This is a genomic window from Candidatus Polarisedimenticolia bacterium, assembly GCA_036001465.1.
Taxonomy (GTDB): domain Bacteria; phylum Acidobacteriota; class Polarisedimenticolia; order Gp22-AA2; family Gp22-AA2; genus Gp22-AA3.
The window spans coordinates 1-21300 of record DASYUH010000008.1 but is presented as its reverse complement, the minus strand read 5'-3'; the positions used below and the strand labels follow the sequence as shown (position 1 = coordinate 21300).

Below are 21300 nucleotides of genomic sequence, written 5' to 3'. Positions count from 1 at the left end.
TCGGACGGCGCGGGGAACCTGGTTCACACGGCGCAACGCGGGCAGGAGGGTTCCGTGGCTTCGTTCAACATCACGATCAACGGCAAGAAGAGCACCCTGGAGGCGGAGCCGGAGACGCCGATCCTCTGGGTCCTGCGCGACAGCCTGGGCCTCACGGGGACGAAGTTCGGCTGCGGGGCATCGCTGTGCGGGGCGTGCACCATTCACCTGGACGGCCGGGCCATCCGATCGTGCGTGACGCCGATCTCGGAGGCCGGCGGAAAGAAGATCACCACCATCGAGGGACTGTCGTCGAACCGCAGCCATCCGCTGCAGCAGGCCTGGGTGGCGGAGGACGTGCCCCAGTGCGGCTACTGTCAATCCGGCATGATCATGACGGCCGCGGCGCTCCTCGCGGAGAAGCCGAAGCCCACCGACGAGGACATCGACGCGGTGCTGGGCACCCACATCTGCCGCTGCGGCACGTACCAGCGAATCCGCATGGCGGTGCACCGCGCCGCCCGGGGACGGACACGATGAGCGCCCTCACGAGGGTCAGCCGCCGCGATTTTCTCATCATCGTCCCCACCGCGGGGGCCGGCCTCGTCCTGGGGGTGCGCCTTGGCGGCGATCTCGAAGGGGCCGAGGCGGCCGGCGCGGCGGCGGGATCGCTGGCGCCGAACGCGTTCCTCCAGATCGACGCGACGGGAGACGTGACGATCTGGGCGAGCAAGTCGGAAATGGGCCAGGGCGTCCGGACGGCCCTGCCGATGATCGTGGCGGAGGAGATGGACGCCGACTGGAGCCGCGTGCGCGTCGAGCAGGCCTGGGCCGATCCGAAATTCGGCGATCTGGACACCGGCGGCAGCGCGAGCGTGCGCACCAAGTACGAGCCGATGCGCAAGGCGGGGGCGGCGGCGCGCGCCATGCTCATCGCCGCCGCGGCGAAAGCGTGGAGGGTATCCGCCGACACCTGCCGCGCGGAGAAGGGGCGGGTCATCCACTCGCCGAGCGGCCGTGGGATCCCCTTCGGCGACCTCGTCGCCAGGGCCGCGGCGCTGCCGGTGCCGCAGGACGCGCTGCTCAAGGACCCGCGGGACTTCCGGATCATCGGCAAGCCCCTGCCGCGCAGCGACACGCCGTCGAAGGTCGACGGCAGCGCGATCTACGGGATGGACGTCAGGGTCCCGGGGATGCTCCACGCCGTCGTGTCCCGCTGCCCCGTGTTCGGCGGCAAAATGGTCCGCTTCGACGAAACCAAGGCCAGGGCCTCACCCGGGGTCAAGGCGGTGGTCCCGATATCGAACGGCGTCGCGGTGGTGGCCGATTCCACCTGGCACGCCTTCAAGGGGCGCGAGGCGCTCACGGTCGAATGGGACGAAGGGCCCGGCGTCACCGAGAGCACGGAGTCGCTGGGGCGACAGCTCGCCGACCTGGCGCGCAAGCCGGGGCGGGCGGTGCGAAGCGACGGTGACGCCGCCGCGGCGCTCGCGAAGGCGGCCAGGAAAATCGAAGCGGTCTACGAGCTCCCGTTCCAGGCGCACGCCACGATGGAGCCGCAGAACGCCACGGCCTTCGTCCAGAAGGATCGATGCGAGATCTGGGCCCCGGTCCAGACGCCGAGCTGGGCGCTCGAGGACGTGGCCCGCGCCACCGGGCTTCCCCAGTCGGCCATCACGCTGCGCATCACCCAGCTCGGCGGCGGCTTCGGCCGGCGGATCAACCCCGACTACGTCGTCGAGGCGGTCGAGATCTCCAAGGCCGTGGGGGCTCCGGTCAAGACGACCTGGACGCGGACGGAGGATTTGCAGCACGACTTCTACCGCCCCGCCAGCCTTCACAGCCTCGCCGGCGGCCTGGATGCCGCGGGCGTCCCGGTGTCGTGGCGTCACCGGATCGTCTCGACCGCCATCCAGACGTATTACGAGCCGGATGCGAAGAACCCCGAGGAGCAGGAGACCGGAGGCGCCGACGACCTGCCGTACGCCATCCCCAACGTGCGGGTCGAGTATGCCGCCGCGAAATCGATGGTGCCGCGCGGCTGGTGGCGATCGGTCGAGAACTCGTTCAACGCCTTCGCGGTCGAGTGCTTCCTGGACGAGCTGGCCGCCGCCGCGTCCAGGGACCCCTGCCGGCTGCGCCTCGACCTTCTCTCCGGCGGCCGCAAGGTCCGCTCCGCCGGCGGGCACCTGGTCCTGGAGACGGGGCGCCTCAGGGCCTGCATCGAGCTGGCCGCCCAGAAGTCAGGATGGGGGACGCCGCTTCCCAAGGGCCGCGCCCGCGGCATCGCGGCGCACTTCTCGTACCAGAGCTACTGCGCCCAGGTCGCCGAGGTCTCTGTCGACGGCCCGGGGAACGTGCGGGTCCACCGCGTGGTCTCGGCCGTCGACTGCGGGCGGCCGATCAACCCCGGCATCATCGCGGCGCAGATGGAGGGGGGCGTCGTCTTCGGCCTGACCGCCTCCCTGAAGTCGGGCATCACCATCGAGAAGGGGCACGTGACCCAGGGGAATTTCGACGACTACGAGATGCTGCGCATCGACGAGATGCCCCAGGTCGAGACCCATGTGGTGACCAGCGGCGCGCCCCCCACCGGCGTCGGCGAGCCGGGCGTCCCGGTCGTCGCCCCCGCCGTCTTCAACGCCATCTTCGCCGCCACCGGCAAGCGCGTCCGCCGTCTGCCTCTGCGCGCCGGCGATCTGGGCTCGGGGTAGACCCATGGTCGCCATATCAAAGCGTCTGCGGGATCTGGTGGCCCGCGGACGGCGCGTGGTCGCCTTCACCGGCGCCGGGATCTCGGCCGAGTCGGGCATCCCGACCTTCCGAAGCCAGGACGGCTTCTGGGAGAACGACTCTCTCATGGCCCTCGCGACCCCTCAAGGCTTCGCGCGCGATCCGGCCAGAGCCTGGGCCTGGTACGACGCGCGGCGGCGGCAGATCAGCGCCTGCGCGCCGAACGCCGGGCACCTCGCCCTGGCGCGCTATGGCGCGGGGCATCCCGATTTCAGGCTGATCACGCAGAACGTGGACGGCCTGCACCAGGCGGCGGGGAGCGCCGAGGTCATCCGGCTGCACGGCGACATCTTCCGGGTCCGCTGCACGCGCGAGGGGACGGCGGGCGAGGACCGCCGGGTGCCGCTTCCCGAGATCCCGCCCCGCTGTGCCTGCGGCGCGCTCCTGCGCCCGGACGTCGTCTGGTTCGGGGAGCGCCTGCCCGAAGACGCCGTGCGCGACGCGGCCCTGGCGGCGGGGCAGGCCGAGCTTTTCCTCTCCGTCGGGACCTCGTCGGTAGTGTATCCTGCCGCGTCACTTCCGGAGATCGCCGGGGGGAGCGGCGCCTACCTGGTGGAGATCAACATCGAGCCGACGCCCCTGTCCTCGCTGGCCGACGAGGTGATCAGGGCGCCGGCGGCCGAAGCCCTGCCGGATCTGCTTGGAGCCTGATGATGCGCGGACTGTATCTCGACTGCTTCTCGGGCATCAGCGGCGACATGTTCCTCGGGGCCCTCGTGGACCTGGGGGTCGAGCCGGCCTGGCTGCGATCCCGGCTCCGCCTGCTGAAAGTCGGAGGGTACACGCTGTCGGCCCGCCGGGTGACGCGCAGCGGCCTGTCGGGGACGAAGGTGGACGTCGAGGTCGCGGCCGGACGGCAGCCGGAGCGGCGCCTCGCCGACATCGCCCGCATCGTCGAGCGCAGCCGGCTCTCGCCCGAAGTGCGCCGCCGCGCCATGGCGGCCTTCACGACGCTGGTCGACGCCGAGGCCCGCGTGCACCGGATCTCCAGGGAGAAGGTCCACCTCCACGAGGTCGGGGCGACCGACGCCATCGTGGACATCGTCGGCACGATGATCGGGCTGGAGAAGCTCGGCTGGCCTCGCGTCGTCTGCTCCCCCCTGCACGTCGGGCGCGGGATGACGACGATGGAGCACGGCACGTTTCCCGTCCCTCCACCCGCCGTGGTGGAGATCCTGAAGGGACGCCCGATGTACGCCACCCACGTCGAAGGGGAGCTGGTGACCCCGACCGGCGCGGCATTGGCCGCGTCGCTTTCGGCCGACTTCGGCCCCCTGCCGCCCATGCGGATCATCAAGGTGGGCTGCGGCGCCGGCTCGAAGCAGTTCGATCACCACCCGAACCTGCTGCGCGCGCTGTACGGCGACCTGCTCAAGGAAGCGGTGCTGCGCCAGACCGTCCTGGTGCTGGAGACGACCATCGACGACATGAACCCCCAGCTGTACGGCCATCTCATGGAGCGCCTGTTCGACGCGGGGGCCCTGGAGGTCTTCTACACGCCGATCCAGATGAAGAAGAGCCGCCCCGGCACCATGGTGAAAATCATCTGTCCCGAGCAACAGCTCGAAGAGGTCTCCGCGGTCATCTTTCGCGAGACGACGACGATCGGCTTCCGCTACCAGCCGATGGGGCGGATCGAGCTGGCGCGGCGCACCGTGACGGCGAAGACGCCCTACGGGCCGATCCGGATGAAGGTGTCCGTCTACAATGGCGAGGTGGTGCAGGTCACGCCCGAATACGAGGACTGCCGCCGCGCGGCGCTGAAGGCGGGCGCGCCGCTCAAGGAGGTCATGCGGCAGGCCGCGGCGGCCTACACGCCCCCGCGGGGGACGCCCACAACGCTCGCCGCCTGGGCCCTGCCGCCCGAGCCCCTGGGCCGGGACCGCGGAGAGCATCGCAGGAGGAACCGGTGATCTACGACAAGACACGGGCGGCGCGCATGATGCGGGTCGTTCTCGACGTGACCGAGGGGGCGCTCGACCTGGCGACCCGGGCGGGCGGGGACATGGCGCTGCGGTTGCCCGCCATGGAGGCGGAAAAGACGATGCGGACCTTCGCCGCCAAGGGGGACGTCGACGCCATGTACAACGAATACCTCCAGCTCCTGCGGCTGGGGCCGACGCTCGGGACGAGCCTCGAGCGGCACCATCACAAGAGCTTCGAGTCGGAGTTCTACCGTCTGTTCAAGATCTACCTGGAGCCGGGCGACCGCTCGTAGTCGCCGTCGCCTCCCGGAGAGGGGTATTGTCGTGGCCCGCAAGTACTTCTACCTGACCACGCCGATCTATTACGTCAACGACGTTCCCCACATCGGCCACGCCTACACGACCGTGGTGTCCGACGTGATCGCGCGCTTTCACCGCATGGTCGGGCAGGACGTTTTCTTCCTGACCGGCACCGACGAGCATGGTCAGCACGTCGAGCGCGCCGCCGGGGGGAAGGGGCTGAAGCCGATCGAGCTCGCCGACTCCGTGGTCGAACGATTCCGGGGCCTCTGGCGGACGCTCGGGATCAGCCACAATGACTTCATTCGAACGACCGAGGAGCGCCATCGCCGCGGTGTCGAGAAGCTGTACCAGAAGATCGTGGCGAAGGGGGACATTTATAAGGACGCCTACAAGGGCTGGTACTGCACGTCGTGCGAGTCCTTCTTCCCGGAAAGCCAGATCGTCGACGGGCGCTGCCCCGATCAGGGGCACAAGGTCGACTGGACCGAGGAGGAGTCGTATTTCTTCCGGCTGTCGAAATACCAGGAGCCGCTCCTGAAGCACTACCGGGCGAACTCCGGCTTCGTGTTCCCCGAGTCGCGGCGCAACGAGGTCGTGTCGTTCGTCGAGTCGGGGCTCCGCGACCTGTCGATCAGCCGCAGCAGCTTCACCTGGGGGATCCCGCTTCCGGGCGACCCGAAGCACGTCTTCTACGTCTGGTTCGACGCGCTGAGCAATTACATCACCGCGCTCGGCTATGGCTCGGACCGTAAGCTGTACGCGCGATACTGGCCGGCCGACATGCACCTCGTGGGCAAGGACATCCTGCGCTTCCACGCGGTCTACTGGCCCGCCTTCCTGATGTCGGCCGACGAGCCCCTGCCCCGACGGATCGTCGCCCATGGCTGGTGGCTGCGGGACGCCCTGAAGATCTCCAAGTCGCGCGGCGGCGCCGTCGATCCGATCCCGCTCATCGAGGCCTTCGGCGTCGATGCCGTGCGCTACTTTCTCATGCGCGAGATGGTGTTCGGCCAGGACGCGAACTATTCCGACGAAGCGTTCATCGATCGGGTCAACACCGACTTGGCGAACGACCTGGGGAACCTGCTCAGCCGGACGCTCAAGATGATCGAGGACTACTGCGGCGGGCGGATCCCCCGGTCCGACCCGCGCTTCCGCGAAGACGAGCCGCTCAAGGGGGCGGCGAAGGACACCGTCGCCGGGCTGGTGAAGGGGTTCGAGGCGCTCGATTTCAGCACCGGCCTGGCGCGTGTCTGGAGCTTCATCGGCCTGCTGAACCGCTTCATCGTGCAGAACGAGCCGTGGAAACTGTCCCAGGACCCCGGACGACGCTGGGCGCTCGACTCGGTTCTCTACACGGTCGCCGAGGGGCTCCGGATCGTGGGCGTCCTGGTGGCGCCGGTCATGCCGCATTCGGCGTCCGAGCTGTGGAAACGCCTCGGCCTCGGCTCCGACCCGGGGGCCGCCAGCCTGGAGCACGTCACCTGGGGCGAGCTGAAGCCGGGGATCGCCATCGCCCGCGGCGAATCGCTTTTCCCGCGCATCGACAAGGCCGCGTACCTGAAGGAGGCACCCATGGACACGCCCGGAGGCACGACGCCGCAACCCCCCGCACCCGCTCCCGCGATGCCGGCGGCGCCCGGCCCGCAGGCGGCGGGGACAGGCGCGGCCCAGATCGCCATCGACGACTTCGCGAAGGTCGACCTGCGCACGGCGAAGATCGTCGCCGCCGAGAAGGTCCAGGGGGCCGACAAGCTGCTCAAGCTCACGGTCGACATCGGCAGCGAGACGCGCACCATCGTGGCCGGCATCGCCGCCCGCTACAGCCCCGAGTCCCTGGTGGGGCGGACGATCGTCGTCGTCGCGAACCTCAAGCCGGCGAAGCTCCGGGGCGTCGTCTCGCAGGGCATGCTGCTCGCGGCCTCCGACGCGGGGGGCCAGCCCTACATCCTGACGACCGAGGAGCCGGTGCCGCCCGGCTGGAAGGTGAAGTAGCGCCCGTTGCTGAGCGACAGCCACGCCCATCTGACGCTGGAGCACTTCGACCCCGACCGCGACGAGGTGATCGCGCGCGCTCGGGCGGCGGGGATCGAGCGCCTGGTCACGGTCTCCTCGTTCATCGGCGACGCGGCGGCGTGCGCCGACCTGGCGGCGCGGCACGACTTCATCCATTTCACCGCCGGGGTCCACCCGCACGAGGCGAAGCACTGGACGCCCGCGATCGCGGCCACGATCCGTGAGGCGGCGGCGCGCCCCAAGGCGGTCGCCATCGGCGAGATCGGCCTCGATTATCACTACGATTTCTCGCCCCGCGAGGACCAGCGCCGGGCCTTCCGCGATCAGATCGCCCTGGCGCGGGAGGTGCGCCTGCCGATCGTCATCCACACCCGCGAGGCGTGGGACGACACGCTGTCGATCCTGCGCGACGAGCGCGGCTCGGAGATCGGCGGCGTCTTCCACTGTTTCTCGGGCGGGCCCGACGAGGCGGCGCGCTGCCTCGACCTCGGCTTCTACCTGTCGTTCGCCGGGCCCCTGACCTTCAAGAACGCGGGGAGCCTCGCCGAGGCCGCCGCCCGCGCCCCGATCGATCGGCTCCTGTGCGAGACCGACGCGCCGTACCTGACGCCGCACCCCTTTCGCGGCAAGCGCAACGAGCCGGCGCGCGTCGTCCACGTCGTCGAGAAGCTCGCGGCCCTGAAGGGCCTCTCCCCCGGGCAGGTCGGCGAGGCGACCACCCGCAACCTGGAGCGGGCCTTCCGATTGACGTGATGCGCCGCGCGGCGTAGCATGCGGTCCATGGAGAATGGCAGCCGCTGTCCCACCTGCGATGCCTCCATTCCGCGCAGCGTGACCCCCTGCCCTGATTGCGGCAGCCTGCTGGCAGGCTCGCTTCCGATCGCCGTCGAGTCGCTGCGCGAGGAGGCCGCCGTCGCCTACGGTCTCCTGCAGAGCGCCGGGCTCCACCCCGTCCTCGCCTACTACGACGAGAGCGGCGTCCCCCATCCGATCGATGCGGAGGAGAACTTCCTCCTGTCCGCCGGCCTGATGGTCCCGGTCACCACCTCGTTCGCCATCTACGTGCCGGAGGGGGAGGCGAAGGACTCGGGGGAGATCCTGGAAGACGCCCGCCGTGAGCGGCCCGACACCGAGGCGGGGACCTGAGGACTCGTTCGCCCCGAGGACACGCTCCTAGAAGCCCTACGCCTCGGCGCGGGTCAGGATGACGCAGCAGGCGCTGCCGCCCGTTCCGAGCGCGTGGACCAGGACCGACGGCACACGCTCACGACGCGCGTCCCGTGTGACCAGGTCGAGCCCCAGGTCCGGGTCGGGCTCCACGAGGCCCGCCAGCGGCGGGATGAAGCCGTCCCGGATCGACACCGCCCCCACCAGCGCGGAGCAGGCCGACGCGGCGGCCGATTCCCCGATCGACCCCTTCACCGAGGTCACCGGCACCCGGCGCGCTTCGTCGCCGAACGCCAGGCGCAGGGCGCGCGCCTCGGCCGCATCGATGTCGCGGGTGCCGTTGGCGCTCGCCGCGACATAGCCGATCTCCCGCGGCCGCAGGCCGGCCCGCGTCACCGTCTCCCGGATCGCCGAGGCGACCTCCTCGGCGTCGCGCGACCAGGCGTGGGCCGCCGCGCGTCCGTGGGTCATCGACTCCCCCACCACCTCCGCCCAGGGCTCGGCGCCGCGCCGGCGCGCCCGATCGATGGATTCGAGCACCAGGAGGTACGCCCCCTCCCCCGGCATGAAGCCCCGCCTGATTTTGGCGAAGGGGCCCGGGAATGTCTCCGGGTTGCCGCGGTGCGTCAGGCGGAGACGCGCCCAGGCGCGGCCGAAGGTCTCCGACTGCTCGTCCACGCCGCCGGCCACGGCCGCCTCGATCGCGCCGCTGCGGATCAGGTCGGCGGCCGTGGCGACCGCCGCCAGTCCCGAGGCTTCCATCTCGCAGATCGTCAGGTTGGGCCCTTGGAGTCCCAGGAGGATCGAGCATTGGCTTGCCGGAGCGTTCGGGACCGTGAACGGGAACTGCATCGGAGAGACGCTCTCGGGCCCTTCGCGGAAGAGGGCCCCGAGGAAGGCGCGCAGCGTCTCGATCCCGGCGGTCATCGTTCCGAGGAGGGTGGCGATCCCGGCGTCGTCCGCGGGGCGCGGGATCTCCGCCGGGTATCCGGCCGCTTGCAGCGCCTCGTACGCCGCGGCGGCGGCCATCTTCGATCCGAGGTCGAGGCGGCGCCAGGCGTTCGCCCCGAACGGACAGGCGGCGACCGCGGCCGGTGGCACGCGGGCGACGCGCCCGCCGTCGGTCCGCCCTTGCGCCCTCCGGCCAGACGACACACCGAGGACGAGGGGCTCCACGCCGGCCCCGAACGGGCTGACCGCACCTCCCCCCGTGACGATCACCCGGCATCCGATCGGTCTCATGGCTCCGCCCCGATCGCCTACGATTTTTTCTCCTGGGGCCGCACCCTCTGGATCAGCGCCGTGATCTGCGCCTCCAGGCGATCGCGCACCTGCCGGAACGCCTCGAGGACCTCGTCCGGGCCGCCCTCGGTGAAGGTCGGATCGGGTGTGGACCAGTGCTCGTGCGCCCCGTCGACGAGTGCGGCGGGGCATTCCTGGACCGCCGAGTCGCAGAGCGTGATGACCAGGTCGAACGGCCCCGGCACGGCGTCGAGCCCCTTGGAGAAGTGCCTGACCAGTTCGATGCCGCGCTCCTTCATGACGGCCCGGGCGGCCGCCATGACCATGCCGGCCGGCCGCGTGCCGGCGCTGTGCGCCTCGATGCGCCCCTTCCCCAGGTGCCCGGCGAGCCCTTCCGCCATCTGGCTGCGGGCCGCGTTTCCCGTGCACACGAACAGAACGGTGAACGGCCGCTGCTTGGGTTTCACGATTCGGTCCGCCGCAGGACGAGGGTCCCGTTGTTGCCGCCGAAGGCCGACGAGTTCGACAGGACGAGGCGCAGCGCGGCCGGGCGCGACGTTCCGGGGACGCCATCGAGATCGCAGTCGGGACCGGTCTCGCGCAGCCCGGTCGTCGGCGGGATGATCCCGTGGTGGAGCGACATCACCGCGGCGAACGCCTCGATCGCCCCCGCGGCCCCCAGGCAGTGACCGACAGCCCCCTTGATCGAGACGACCGGGATGCGCGGCGCCCGGGCGCCGAACAGGGCCCTGATGGCGCAGGCCTCGGCGGCGTCGTTCTGCTCGGTGCCGGTTCCGTGGGCGTTGATGTGGTCGACCTCGCCGGGGCCCGCCCTCGCGGACTGCAGCGCGGCGCGCATCGAGCGGACCAGGCCGGCCCCACCGGGGTCGGGCGCGGTCGGGTGATAGGCGTCCGCCGACATGCCGCTTCCCGCCACCTCGCCGTAGACCCGGGCCCCGCGCTTCCGCGCAGCGTCCAGCGGCTCGAGAATCAGGAAGGCCGCGCATTCCCCCAGCGACAGCCCGCGCCTGTCGCGATCGAAGGGGCGGCACGGATCGGGGTCGACGAGCCGCAGGGAGTTGAATCCCGAGAACGTCGTGCGCGACAGCGTCTCCACTCCACCCGCCACGACGAGATCCTGGACCTCGCGGGCGATCAGGGAGGCGCCCACCCCGATCGCGATGGTGGACGAGGAGCAGGCGTTCATGATCGTCTGCACCCGGCCGCGCAGGCCGAGCCGCAGGGCGATGACGTCGGCGGTGGCCGCCTGGAAAAACCCGAGGGCCGACGAGGGCCTCGGCTCAACCCCCGCGAGCGTCCTTCTGAAGTACTCCTCCCCCTGCGGGAGTCCGGTCCCGCCGCCCCCCATCAGCAAGCCGGATCGGCGCCCGCCGACGCGGGCCGGGTCGAGCCCGGCGTCCTCGAGCGCCCGGAGCGCGGCGTGGAGCCCGAGCCGGTCCCCGCGCGACAGGCGGGCGCGCTCCCGCGGAGTGAACGGCCCGTCGAAATCGAAGCCGGTGATCTGGGCCGCCGTGTGGGTGCGATCCGCCGAGGTGTCGAAGAGCGTCACGGGGCCGATGCCGGTCCGGCCGGCGACGATCCCCTCCCACGTGGCGGCGGCCGTCGCGCCGAGGGCCGACACGACGCCGGCGCCGGTGATCGCCACGCGCCGCGTCAAGACGCCCCCTCCAGGGCGATGGTGAACTCCGCTTCGGCCACGATCCCCTCCCCCGGCGGAGCGTCCGATCGCTCGGCCCGGGCCTTGAGGCGAATCATGTCGCCGAATTCCCCGACGAGGGACGCGGTGACGAGGAGTCGATCGCCGTAGTGCACCGGCCCCAGCAGCCGCGCCTCGTCGATGGCGACCAGGGCTCCGCCCGCCGGAGACCCCGGAGGGCGCTCGCCGCGATGTCCGGTCCCGTCCTCGCCCGCCAGGGGGATGGCCGCCTGCGCCATCACCTCGAGCAGCAGCGAGAAGGGGTAGCCCGCGGGAGAGGCGGGGTCGTCCCGCACCCCCTCGCCGGAGGTGACCGATTTCACGGTGGTGCAGATGCCGTGATCGAGCTCGAGCACGAGGTCGATCATCCGGAACGGGTGGGCGTGCGGCGGACCGGCGGCCTGGCTCAAGCGCGGACCTCCCGCGCCCCGGCCGGAGCCTGTGCGGGCGTTCGGAGAGGCGCGTGCCAGTCTAGACGACGGTCGGCGTCATTGCAACCGCCCGCCGTCTCTGGTATAAGGGCGATTCCGCCATGTCGGGCAACAACGGTGCGCTCCACGAAGAGCTCAAGCAGTTCATCGTCCGCCGGCTCCGCCTGGAGCAGGTCGATCCGAAATCCATCGCGGACGACGCGCCCCTGGTCGGCGGCGGGCTCGACCTCGACTCGATCGATCTCCTCGAGCTCGTCGTGGGGATCGAGAAGGAGTACGGCCTGAAGATCGCCGACGTCGCGGAGGGCCGGCGCATCCTGAAATCGGTCGACAGCCTCGCCGAGTTCGTGGCCGGGAAGCGCGCCGATTCCTGATCCCGGCCGCAGGCCCCACGCGGACAGACACCTCGTGGTCGTGATTCCGGCGTTGAACGCCCAGGAGACCATCGGCCCCGTGGTCGCCGCGGCCCGGCGCCATGTCCCCCGGACCATCGTGGTGGACGACGGCTCGGCCGACGACACGGCGGAGGCCGCCCGCCGGGCCGGGGCCGAGGTCATCCGCCATCCATCCAATCTCGGCAAGGGGGCCGCGCTGACGACCGCCTTCGAGGCGTTGCGGGCGGAGAGTTGCGCCCCGCGGCCCGGCGGGGCCGGGGGGGAGCGGGCGCTCGACGCGGTCATCACGCTCGACGCCGACGGCCAGCACGATCCGGACGATATCCCCGCGTTCGTCGAGCTCCACCGCCGCGAGCGCCCCGCGATCATCGTCGGATCGCGCGACCGCCAGTTCGCCGAGATGTGGGGGCCGCGCCGCGCCATGAACCGATTCTCCTCGGCGTCGCTGCGCTTCTTCACCGGGGCCAACCTGCCCGATTCGCAGAGCGGCTTCCGCCTCTACGACGCCGGCTTTCTCGAGGACCTGCGCCTTTCGGGACGGCGCTACGAGGCGGAGATGGAGGCCCTCATGCAGGCGACGGCCCGAAAGCTCCCGATCGCCTCGGTCCCGATCCGGCTGCGCGTGGTGGATGGCAGGGCCACCAGCCACTATCGCCCGCTGCGCGACACGTTCCGGATCGTCGGGACGGTCCTGCGTCTCTGGATGGGCCGCCGATGAACGCCCGCCGTGGCCGGCCGAGAATCCTCCTCATCTCGGCGAGCCACTTCGAGGCGGACGGCCGGGTGGCGCGCGTCGAGCGTTACTGGACCTCGGCTCTCACGCTGGTGCACCTCGAGGCGCTCACCCCGCCCGATTTCGCGGTCGAGATGGTGGACGACTTCATGCGCGAGCCCCCGCTCGACACCGACGCCGACCTCGTCGGCATCACGGCGATGGGGCTCCAGATCGGCCGGGCCTACCGGCTGGCCGATCGCTACCGCGCGCGCGGCATCCCCGTCGTCATGGGGGGCGAATGGGTGTCGCTCAACCCGGAGCAGGCCCTCGAGCACTGCGACGCCGTCGTCAAGGGGGAGGCGGAGTTCGCCTGGCCGGCTCTCCTGGCCGACTTCCAGAGCGGCGGCTTCGCCCGCCGCGTCTACCGGGGAGAGAAGCTCCACGACCTCGCGGGCCTGCCGCGGCCGAACCTGGACCACCTGCCGCTCTGGCGCCCCGAGCTGATGCGCGAGAAGGTGTACCGCGACTACTACTTCCAGTTCCCGCTCTACGTGACGCGCGGCTGCCCGTTCCGCTGCGACTACTGCTGCATCACCCAGTTCCACGAAGGGACCTATCGCAAGCGGCCCATCGGCGACGTGCTCCAGGACGTCGACGCCATCCGCGCCAGGGGGTCGCGCAACATCCTGTTCATGGACGATAACCCCGTGGCCGACCGGCGGTACGCGAAGGAGCTGTTCCGCGCCATGATCCCGAAGGAGATGCGCTGGTGCAGCCAGTGCACGGTCCAGGTCGCCGAGGACGAGGAGATGCTCGACCTCGCGGCGAAGAGCGGATGCTTTCTCCTCTCCATCGGCTTCGAGACCATCAAGCAGGAAAACCTCGACGGCATCAACAAGCCGTGGGCCACGGCGCGCGAGTACGCCCGCCTCATCCGCCTGCTGCGCCGCCGCGGCATCCAGATCGTCGCCCTCATCATGATCGGCCTGGACGACGACGACCCCGCCGACTTCGACCGGACGCTGGAGTTCCTCATCCGCAACAAGGTGCCGATGGCGAAGTTCCACCTGCCGATCCCGTATCCCGGGACGCCGTTCCACGACCGGATGGAGAAGGAGGGGCGGATCCTGACGCGGGACTGGAACCGCTACCACTACGGCAGCGCCGTCATCCGTCCGAACCGCATGACGCCGGAGATGGCCGAGCTGAAATTCTGGGCCACCTACCGCGACTTCTTCAGCATGCGCTCGATCCTGCGCCGCTTCTTCCCGCCCGCCCCGCGCAACCTCGCCATCCAGATGCACTACCTGACGGCGAACCTGATCTTCCGAAAAATGCAGCGGGCCGGGAGACACCCCTACCTGTACTGACGGACAGCGGATCAGTCCAGCGCTTCGGCGGGGGCCGGCGACTCGGAGGCGGCCATCCGGGCCAGGCTCCTGCGCGTCAGCGCCAGGACGCTGCGCTGCCTCGCCTCGTTCAGGCAGGTCAGGATCGCCGGGAGACCGAGGACGGTCGCGGCGGGAAGGAAGGTGGCGGCCGCCAGGTAGTTGCCCGGTGTCATGCCGGCGCGCCCCGGCCCCCGTGCGAGATCGAGGTAGTACGAGCCCACCGCGCGGTAGACGTTGCCGAGGAGGCGCGGGAACCCGATGGGGGCGGTCGAGATGAAGCATTCGCCGCGCGCCACGCTCGCGAGCCATTCCGCCGCCGTGACGCCGGGAGCGAGGGTGAACGATGTCGCGATGTCGTCCGGCTGGTGCGCGTCGCTCCCGGCGACCGCCGTCTTGCGCAGACCGACGGCCCGCGCGTAGGCCAGCATCGCTTCGGCCGCTTCGGTGTGCCCGGGCGACATCGTGCTGTTGCCTGCCTCGAAGTGATCGAACAGATCCAGGATCTCCTCGACATAGGCCCGCGGCCGCTTCTGGAAACGGTACGACAGGAACGGATGGTTGAGGACGTGCAGGAAGCGCCGCCGGCGCAGGTAGCCGACGAGGTCGTAGACGCTCGGGCGGAGGCGCTGCACCTCGCGGTGCGACGCCTCGTCCAAGCCGAAGACGTTGACGTGGACCCACTGCCCGGTATCGGGGAATCGGGTCTCCACCTCCTCCCCGACGATGACCTCGGGCTCCAGCTCGGGTCGCGCATCGAGGAGGGCCAGGCAGCCGTCGATCGATTCGTGGTCGGTGATCGCCACGAAGTCCATGCCGGCTCTCCTGGCGCGCTCGTAGACCTCGATCGGATCGGCATGCGAATCCCGGGCGCGCAGGATGCGGCCGGACCGCCAGCAGGAGTGGCGGGTATGCACGTGGAGGTCGCAACGTCGGAGCGCGGAGGCGTGGAGGGGACCGCTGGAGATCTCGCTCACCGGCTGATAATACCCTATAATGCGCCCCATGTCCGGCGTGCCCACGAGGGCGCTCCACGACAAATTGATGACCGGCCTCGCGGCCTCCCCCCGGAGGGACGCGGCCCGTTTTCTGCCCGCGGGACGCGCGTTCGACGTCGATTCGTTCGAGCGGCTGGTCCTGGGGGCCGAGCGGCGCCTGGTGCGCGCCGGCACGGCCTCGGGGCGCCAGGTGGCCGAGCCCGACTCCGGTCAGCTCGTCCTGCTCTCCTGCCGCAACATCGACGCCTACCTCGTGGCGATCGCGACCCTCTGGAAGCGCGGCTTCGTGCCGCTTCTGGCCGACGCGGACCTGGCGCGCGAGGAAGTCTCCCGCCTCGTCCGCGCCTTCCGCCCCGGGTTCTGCCTGTTCGATCGGCGCGTCGACCCCGAGGGGGGCGAGACCGAGCCCCTGGGCGATTCCCTCCCCGGCCTGCACGCCTGGATCCCTCCGCGCCGCGGCGCCAGGCCGGACGACGGGCGCGACGGGGCGCGGCCCGACGGCCGTCCCGGCGCCGCCATCGTCCGCCTGACCTCCGGAACGACCGGCCGGCCCCGCGGCATCGTGGTCACCGCCGATCAACTCCTGGCGGACGCGGAGCACATCGCCCGCACCGTCGGCATCCGGCCGAACGACACGCTCGTGACCGCCATCCCCCTCGGCCACGCCTATGGGTTCACGCACGTCCTGATGATGCTGGTCCTGCAGGGGACGCGGCCGATCCTCCTGGAGCAGCCCCTGCCGGCGCTCCTCGTCGAGGCGTTGTCGTCCCCGGGCCCCCTGGTCATGCCGGCCACGCCGTACCTGTTCCAGTTGCTGCTCCAGTCCGCGGGGCGGAAGAGCTTCAAGGGGCTGCGCCTGTGCGTGTCGGCCGGGGCCCTCCTGCCCGAGGAGCTGTCGCGCGCCTTCAAGGAGCGCTTCGGGCTGCCGCTCCGGACCTTCTATGGCGCCAGCGAGTGCGGCGGCATCTCGTACGATCGATCGCGTGAGGGGATCGTCGGGGACGGCTGGGTCGGCACTCCTCTCGACGGAGTCGAGGTCACGGTGCGCCCGGAGCGCGGCCACGAGGAGGGGACGGGGCGCGTCTGCGTCCGGAGCGCGGCCGTGGCCGAGTGCTATTACCCCGAGGATGGGACCGATCTGGAGCCGGGGCGCTTCCTGACCTCCGACCTCGGGCGGATCGACGCCGAGGGACGCATTCGAATCGTCGGCCGCGTCGATCGGATGATCAACGTGGGCGGCCGCAAGGTGAATCCGGCGGAGGTGGAGTCGGTGCTCCGCGCCGTGCCCGGCGTGCGCCAGGCGGTGGTCCTGGGCGTCCCCGACCGCCATCGCGGGCAGGCCGTCTGCGCCTGCATCGTGGGAGCGCGCGGCCTGACGCGCGAGGCGCTCCTGGCCGCCTGCGCCGTGCGGCTGGCGCCGTTCAAGGTGCCGCGCCACATCGAGCTCCTGGACCGCATCCCCACCAACGCCCGGGGCAAGACCGAGTACCGGGCGCTCGTCAGCGCCGTCCTTCCGGTCCGTCAGCGCGCGGCCCGCCCCACACTTCATAGAAATTGAACCACTGCGTCGGCCAGGCGCCGACGAACCGCTCGATCATGCGGGCGAACGCCTCCATGGCGGCGCGCACCCCTTCCGGGCCGGGCCCGACGCGCAGGGGCCCTTCCAGGGCGATGAGGTAGCGGGAGTGCCCCCGAATTGGCACGCTGACGGCAAGGATCGGCGCGCCGCTCGCCTGCGCCAGGACGAACGGACCGGCCGGCAGATCGACCGGGGCGCCGAACAGATCGATCCGCTCGGTCTGCGGGCCGAATGGCCGGTCCCCCTGGATCGCCACGATCTCGCCGCGCCGGAGCGACAGGAGCAGGTCGAGCCCGTTCCAGGCCGACTCCCCCGCCGACACGACGCGCACGCCGGCCCGGGCGCGCGCCTCAGCCTCGAAGGGGGCCGCCTCCGAGTCCTCCTGCCGCAGCACGACGTTGACCGGCGGCCCCAGGCCGGCCACGTGCGCCAGCCCCACCTCCCAGTTCCCGAGGTGCAGGGTCAGCACGATCAGGCCGCGCCCTTCCGAAAGGAGTGCCATGAACCGGCGGGTCAGCTCCTCGCCGCACTCGATCCGGAGACGGAGCTCTTCGGGACTCAGGCGCATGAGATCCGTGTAGCCGACCATGAACTTGCTGAAGTTGTAGAACAGCCGGAAGGCCTGCAGCATGGATCCCGGCCCCGTGCGTCCGGTGACCCGCTCGAGGTTCCGCCGCACCGCACTCCTCTCGCGCGACATGGCGGCGAAGCAGATGAGCGTGGTCACGAGGTGGATGGGGGGCCGCAGGACGCGCGGCACGCGCGGGATGATGGCGTGGATCAGGCGCCAGGACAGGTCGCGGTTCCAGCCGTGCGTGTACCAGCGCCCAGGCCGCGCGCCGCGGTCTTCCGCCGGCGCCGGAACCCCGTCGCTCGTCATGCAGCGATCAGGCGGGCGAGAGCGTGATGTCGATGTGCAGGGACTGCTCGATGGCGGCCAGGCGCCCGCGCAGCGACTCGATATCGGCCGTGCGCGGCAGCTCGAAGAAGATCTCCATCTCGTACAGCGGCGTCCCCGACGCGGGCGCCGCTTTCAGATGAGACGTCAGCTCGAGAATGTTGCCGCCGGCATCGGCGATCAGCCGCGCCGTGCGCGCCACGATACCCGCCTTGTCCTCCCCCATGGTTCGCATGCGGAAGGCGCGCCCCCCCGGAGGCGAGGCGGGAGACGCCCCCTCCCCGACCGGCTTGACGAAGATGGTCATCTCCTTCTCGTATTCCAGGTGCTTGCACGCCATGTGCAGGCGCTGCCCCAGGTCGTCGCCCTGGCCCGAGAACAGCATCATGGTGGCGAACTCGCTCCCGAGATTGATCATGCTGCTGGTCTCGAGATTGCAGCCGAGATCGAACACCATCTCCGCCAGGTCCGCGACGATCCCGGGCCGGTCTTTTCCGATGGCGGTCAGTACAAAGTGGCGTCTCACGGTGCGCTGATTGTAGATCAGGATCGGGTCGCGCCGCCCCAGGAGCCTCCTGATACAATCCGCCGCGACCCGTGCGATGGACGTCGCGCGCGCCGCCGGCCGAGGGCTCCCGCTTGCCAACTTCCCTCATCGAGGCCCTGGATGAAGGGATCGCCCTGTTCAACGAGCGCCAGTTCTTCGAAGCCCATGAAGTCTGGGAGGACGCCTGGCGCACCGCAGATGGAGAAGACCGCCTCCTGCTTCACGGCCTGATCCAGGTCGCCGCAGGGTTTCACAAGCTCCAGTGCGGACGGCCCGGGGGCGCCGTCGCCCTCTTCAGCAAGGGGACGGAGAAGCTGGCCGCCGTCGGTCCGGACCTCGCGCGCCGCCTCGATCTTCGTTCGTTGCTCGCCTCGGTCGGGGCGCGGCAGGACATGGCCCGCCGGATGGCGGCGACGGGCGCGATCGATCACGACCCCGCCGCGTTCCCCGTCCTCCCCGCTCCGCCCGCGCGGCTCTGGTCCGGCGCCATCCATACCCACATCGAGATCGCCGCCGACGCTCGCCGCGTGTGGGAGGTGCTGACCCACTTCACCGCCTATCCGGATTGGAACCCGTTCCTGATCGCCATTCAAGGCGATCTCCGGCCCGGGACGAGACTCGCCGTTGCGACGCGATTCCCCGACGGCCGCCTGATGAGATTCAGTCCGCTCATCCTGCGAGCCGACCCGCGCCGGGAACTGCGCTGGTGGGGCCGCTCGCGCGTCCCGGGTATGTTCGAAGGGGAGCACGTCTTCAACATCGCCCCCCTCGAGCCGGGCCGCGTGCGCTTTTCCCAGCGAGAGAGGTTCCGGGGCCTGCTCGTTCCGATATTGAGGCGGACACACCTCACCGCCACGCGAACCGGTTTCGAGCAGATGAACGCCGCCCTCAAGGCCCGGGCAGAGCGGAATCTTGATGAAGGGCCTCCGCCGGGCCTATAATCACGCCCAAGCGCCATCGGCCAAGCGTCCTCAAGGAGCGTGATTCCATGAATCTCCCCGTGGTCAGCGAGAGGTTCGGGGCTCAGGCGCGCCCGTGGATGGCACGCAACTCGTCAACGAATCGACAGTCCTGCAGTCATAACTGGAAGAGGCCGACCGCCCTTTTCCGAACTAGATCGCAATTTCGCAGATTTATTGGCTTTTCTCGAACGAGATAATTGGCGTTAGCCGGACAGATAGTTATGACGGATAGAAAAGTGAATCGCGGCGCAACGCTCGCACGCGCCAGGGACTTCATTCTCTACATTCTGATTGGCGTAGCGGCCGTCGGGGCGATGATCGGGTGGGCTTATTATCAAGCCAAGACAGGCGGCCCGCCCGACCCGCCGATGAAGTGGTTCGCGTTCGCAGCTGTAACCGCCATAGCCTTCGGGTACGTGATTAAGGGGCAGCGTCGAAATTGGCGGAACCCGAAATTTTGGGTAGCACTGGGCGTGCTAGCAGTGGGCCACCTCGCGATGGGCATCTATGTGGTATGGCGACTCTCGGCCTTCCCGTTAATCCTCTTGGGCGCTCTCGCTGGCGGTGAATACGTGGCGATAGCACTATGCTTGGAATATCTCGTCCCTGCGCGCCGCGAGAGCTAGAATGTCGGCAAAGAACCGAGTAAGTCGAGACATGCCGGCTAACAACCGGCTGAAGCTGGCGGCGCGCGGGAGGCCGGTGGCGGAGTGGTAGGCGGCGCACGCGCGCCGCAGCTTAGCCGGGGCGTTAGGCTGCAATGGATCAGGGGAAGTCGATCAACATGTTCGCGAGTCAAGACGGTGGTCATAGTAAGGCGACTCGTTGGTGCATCCTGAGCGGCCGACTAGCCAACATCGGGTCGATCGAATTTGCCGCGAGCCTCGGCCTATTCGCTTTGTTGGGCTTCACGGCGACGCTTCTGCTGATTGTCGATGCGAACTGGCCGAAGGCTTTACGCGTTGGTCTTGCCAGTGCAATCTATCTCGTCGTACTCGCTGGTGGGCCATCGATCGGACGGCGCGCCGTGACGGTGTCACAGGCTCCGAGCGTGTGTTGGTTCATCGTGGCCGGTGGGCTGGCTGGTCTGGTCAGCGGCACCGTGCGACCTGACGCGACACTCCGGGTCGCACTGGTGCAGGCACTTGGTGCTGCTTTCTTACTCGGTGGGTTCCATTGGTGGGCTGTTCACGCGTGGCGGCGGGTCTATGCACGACTTGCAGCCTAACAACCGGCTGAAGCTGACGGTCCACCCCGTCACGTGCCTTGCAGAAATCGCAAGGCCCGCGCCGGGGCGGCCCGCAGCTTAGCCGGAGCGTTAGACCGACAAATCATTTGGTCGCGGGGGAACAGTGCTTCGTGTCGGATTGGCTGCGATTCTCATTAGCGTGGGCTGTGCGCCCGCGGTTGTGTCGCCCGTCCGTACAGGCTTCGCGCATGACCTTCCGGTCCTTGAGGGGCCCTCATACACCGGAGTCATCTTTCCGAAGGAGAGCTTGGAAGGCAGGTCGACGGTGTTGGGCGTCCGAGCATCAGCTTTTTGGACCCCCAGCCCAGATATGATCGCCAGTCTCGAAGTGAGCCTTCGAGGCGCCCTAGAGCTTGGGTTGACGGACCCCGAGTTGCTTGACCCATCCTCCGAAGCCTCCCCACAGCGCCGTTCATACCTGACACGGGAGGTTGGCAAGATTCTTGATGAGCTTGTCACGTACAGGCGACAGTACATCGGCATCGTCGTAGACGGTGGGAGCAGAAGGATTCTAGTAAATTGTTTTCCCGGGCCGAGTGTTGACCCATCAGATTTCTACGCCTATTGGCGCCAGCAACCAGTCTTGGTTCTTGATGGCGGGTTCCGCTATTGGCGCATTCAGTACGATGTGGACACCGGTCAGTTCATGGAATTCGACTCAAATGGCTATGCGTAGGCGGAGCGGTCTAACAACCGGCTGAAGCTGGCGGCGCGCGGGAGGCCGGTGGCGGAGTGAGAGGCTGAGCACGCGCGCCGCAGCTTAGCCGGGGCGTTAGCCGGACAGGACATTATGCGGACCATCGTCGTGGTCATCGTTGCCTCAGCATTGTTGGCCTGCACGGTAGAAGCTGTCGCTCCGCCGGCAAGCCTGACGACTGGGAACGCGGAGAAGGCTCCTCCTCCACCACCGGACATCAGGGACGACCCAGCCTGTAAGCTCTTGCTTTGGCCCCTATCGCCAGACCGGGCGGCCGCGATTCTTAAGAGCACCGAGAC

22 protein-coding genes are annotated in these 21300 nt (G+C 69.6%); 15 read left to right on the top strand and 7 right to left on the bottom strand.

Annotated features, from left to right (window positions below; translation table 11 throughout):
• Nucleotides 1–54 precede the first annotated feature (54 nt).
• The 8 genes from VGV60_01665 to VGV60_01630 are packed head-to-tail and all read left to right on the top strand — an operon-like array spanning nucleotide 55 to nucleotide 8162.
• Nucleotides 55–519 (top strand): (2Fe-2S)-binding protein, encoded by a 465-nt coding sequence (locus VGV60_01665; GenBank protein HEV8699960.1) that lies wholly within the window; start codon nucleotides 55–57, stop codon nucleotides 517–519.
• A complete protein-coding gene (locus tag VGV60_01660) occupies nucleotides 516–2693 on the top strand; it encodes a xanthine dehydrogenase family protein molybdopterin-binding subunit (GenBank protein HEV8699959.1) in 2178 nt (725 codons plus the stop codon). The genes VGV60_01665 and VGV60_01660 overlap by 4 nt, the downstream gene beginning before the upstream one ends.
• A gap of 4 nt (nucleotides 2694–2697) precedes the next feature.
• Nucleotides 2698–3423 (top strand): NAD-dependent deacylase, encoded by a 726-nt coding sequence (locus VGV60_01655; protein ID HEV8699958.1) that lies wholly within the window; start codon nucleotides 2698–2700, stop codon nucleotides 3421–3423.
• Nucleotides 3423–4685 (top strand): nickel pincer cofactor biosynthesis protein LarC, encoded by a 1263-nt coding sequence (larC, locus tag VGV60_01650; GenBank protein ID HEV8699957.1) that lies wholly within the window; start codon nucleotides 3423–3425, stop codon nucleotides 4683–4685. Before VGV60_01655 ends, larC begins: the two co-directional genes overlap by 1 nt.
• The gene (locus tag VGV60_01645; protein ID HEV8699956.1) at nucleotides 4682–4990 is read left to right on the top strand and encodes a hypothetical protein; all 309 of its coding nucleotides are present in this window, start codon (nucleotides 4682–4684) and stop codon (nucleotides 4988–4990) included. The genes larC and VGV60_01645 overlap by 4 nt, the downstream gene beginning before the upstream one ends.
• A gap of 31 nt (nucleotides 4991–5021) precedes the next feature.
• On the top strand, nucleotides 5022–6995 hold the full coding sequence (metG, locus tag VGV60_01640) for a methionine--tRNA ligase (protein ID HEV8699955.1): 1974 nt from the start codon (nucleotides 5022–5024) through the stop codon (nucleotides 6993–6995).
• 6 nt (nucleotides 6996–7001) lie between these two features.
• Nucleotides 7002–7769, top strand: coding sequence for a TatD family hydrolase (locus tag VGV60_01635; GenBank protein HEV8699954.1), 768 nt, complete (start codon nucleotides 7002–7004; stop codon nucleotides 7767–7769).
• A gap of 27 nt (nucleotides 7770–7796) precedes the next feature.
• Entirely contained in the window at nucleotides 7797–8162 is a 366-nt protein-coding gene (locus VGV60_01630; GenBank protein ID HEV8699953.1) for a hypothetical protein, read from the top strand.
• A gap of 36 nt (nucleotides 8163–8198) precedes the next feature.
• Here VGV60_01630 and VGV60_01625 read toward each other — a convergent pair whose 3' ends face one another.
• The 4 genes from VGV60_01625 to VGV60_01610 are packed head-to-tail and all read right to left on the bottom strand — an operon-like array spanning nucleotide 8199 to nucleotide 11552.
• Nucleotides 8199–9425 carry a beta-ketoacyl synthase N-terminal-like domain-containing protein gene (locus tag VGV60_01625; GenBank protein ID HEV8699952.1) on the bottom strand — a complete coding sequence of 409 codons (1227 nt, stop codon included), beginning with the start codon at nucleotides 9423–9425 and terminating at the stop codon, nucleotides 8199–8201.
• A 17-nt stretch (nucleotides 9426–9442) separates the two neighbouring features.
• Nucleotides 9443–9892: an arsenate reductase ArsC gene (locus VGV60_01620; protein ID HEV8699951.1), complete on the bottom strand. Its 450-nt coding sequence runs from the start codon at nucleotides 9890–9892 to the stop codon at nucleotides 9443–9445.
• Nucleotides 9889–11103: a beta-ketoacyl-[acyl-carrier-protein] synthase family protein gene (locus VGV60_01615; GenBank protein ID HEV8699950.1), complete on the bottom strand. Its 1215-nt coding sequence runs from the start codon at nucleotides 11101–11103 to the stop codon at nucleotides 9889–9891. The genes VGV60_01620 and VGV60_01615 overlap by 4 nt, the downstream gene beginning before the upstream one ends.
• Nucleotides 11100–11552: a hypothetical protein gene (locus tag VGV60_01610; GenBank protein ID HEV8699949.1), complete on the bottom strand. Its 453-nt coding sequence runs from the start codon at nucleotides 11550–11552 to the stop codon at nucleotides 11100–11102. Before VGV60_01610 ends, VGV60_01615 begins: the two co-directional genes overlap by 4 nt.
• 122 nt (nucleotides 11553–11674) lie before the next feature.
• On the opposite strand from VGV60_01610, the gene VGV60_01605 reads away from it, so the two are divergent.
• Genes VGV60_01605 through VGV60_01595 form a run of 3 tightly spaced genes read left to right on the top strand, consistent with a single transcriptional unit; the run spans nucleotide 11675 to nucleotide 14053 of the window.
• Nucleotides 11675–11947, top strand: a complete 273-nt coding sequence (locus VGV60_01605; GenBank protein HEV8699948.1) for a phosphopantetheine-binding protein — start codon at nucleotides 11675–11677, stop codon at nucleotides 11945–11947.
• A 34-nt stretch (nucleotides 11948–11981) separates the two neighbouring features.
• The gene (locus VGV60_01600; protein ID HEV8699947.1) at nucleotides 11982–12686 is read left to right on the top strand and encodes a glycosyltransferase family 2 protein; all 705 of its coding nucleotides are present in this window, start codon (nucleotides 11982–11984) and stop codon (nucleotides 12684–12686) included.
• Nucleotides 12683–14053 (top strand): radical SAM protein, encoded by a 1371-nt coding sequence (locus VGV60_01595; protein ID HEV8699946.1) that lies wholly within the window; start codon nucleotides 12683–12685, stop codon nucleotides 14051–14053. The genes VGV60_01600 and VGV60_01595 overlap by 4 nt, the downstream gene beginning before the upstream one ends.
• An 11-nt stretch (nucleotides 14054–14064) precedes the next feature.
• On the opposite strand, the gene VGV60_01590 is transcribed toward VGV60_01595, so the two are convergent.
• A complete protein-coding gene (locus VGV60_01590) occupies nucleotides 14065–14988 on the bottom strand; it encodes a hypothetical protein (GenBank protein HEV8699945.1) in 924 nt (307 codons plus the stop codon).
• 127 nt (nucleotides 14989–15115) lie between these two features.
• Here VGV60_01590 and VGV60_01585 point away from each other — a divergent pair, with 127 nt between their 5' ends.
• A complete protein-coding gene (locus tag VGV60_01585; GenBank protein HEV8699944.1) occupies nucleotides 15116–16627 on the top strand; it encodes a fatty acid--CoA ligase family protein in 1512 nt (503 codons plus the stop codon).
• On the opposite strand, the gene VGV60_01580 is transcribed toward VGV60_01585, so the two are convergent.
• Together VGV60_01580 and VGV60_01575 are read right to left on the bottom strand one after the other, a co-directional pair.
• Complete coding sequence (locus tag VGV60_01580; GenBank protein HEV8699943.1) at nucleotides 16569–17528, bottom strand: lysophospholipid acyltransferase family protein; 960 nt, start codon at nucleotides 17526–17528, stop codon at nucleotides 16569–16571. The two genes, VGV60_01585 and VGV60_01580, sit on opposite strands and share 59 nt — an antisense overlap.
• Nucleotides 17529–17535: 7 nt before the next feature.
• On the bottom strand, nucleotides 17536–18192 hold the full coding sequence (locus tag VGV60_01575; protein HEV8699942.1) for an ACT domain-containing protein: 657 nt from the start codon (nucleotides 18190–18192) through the stop codon (nucleotides 17536–17538).
• Here VGV60_01575 and VGV60_01570 point away from each other — a divergent pair.
• The 3 genes from VGV60_01570 to VGV60_01560 all read left to right on the top strand — a co-directional run bounded on the left by VGV60_01570 (nucleotide 18186) and on the right by VGV60_01560 (nucleotide 20283).
• Entirely contained in the window at nucleotides 18186–19034 is an 849-nt protein-coding gene (locus VGV60_01570) for a DUF309 domain-containing protein (GenBank protein HEV8699941.1), read from the top strand. The genes VGV60_01575 and VGV60_01570 overlap by 7 nt on opposite strands.
• Nucleotides 19035–19291: 257 nt before the next feature.
• Nucleotides 19292–19681, top strand: a complete 390-nt coding sequence (locus tag VGV60_01565) for a hypothetical protein (protein HEV8699940.1) — start codon at nucleotides 19292–19294, stop codon at nucleotides 19679–19681.
• A 134-nt stretch (nucleotides 19682–19815) separates the two neighbouring features.
• A complete protein-coding gene (locus VGV60_01560) occupies nucleotides 19816–20283 on the top strand; it encodes a hypothetical protein (GenBank protein ID HEV8699939.1) in 468 nt (155 codons plus the stop codon).
• Nucleotides 20284–21300 lie beyond the last annotated feature (1017 nt).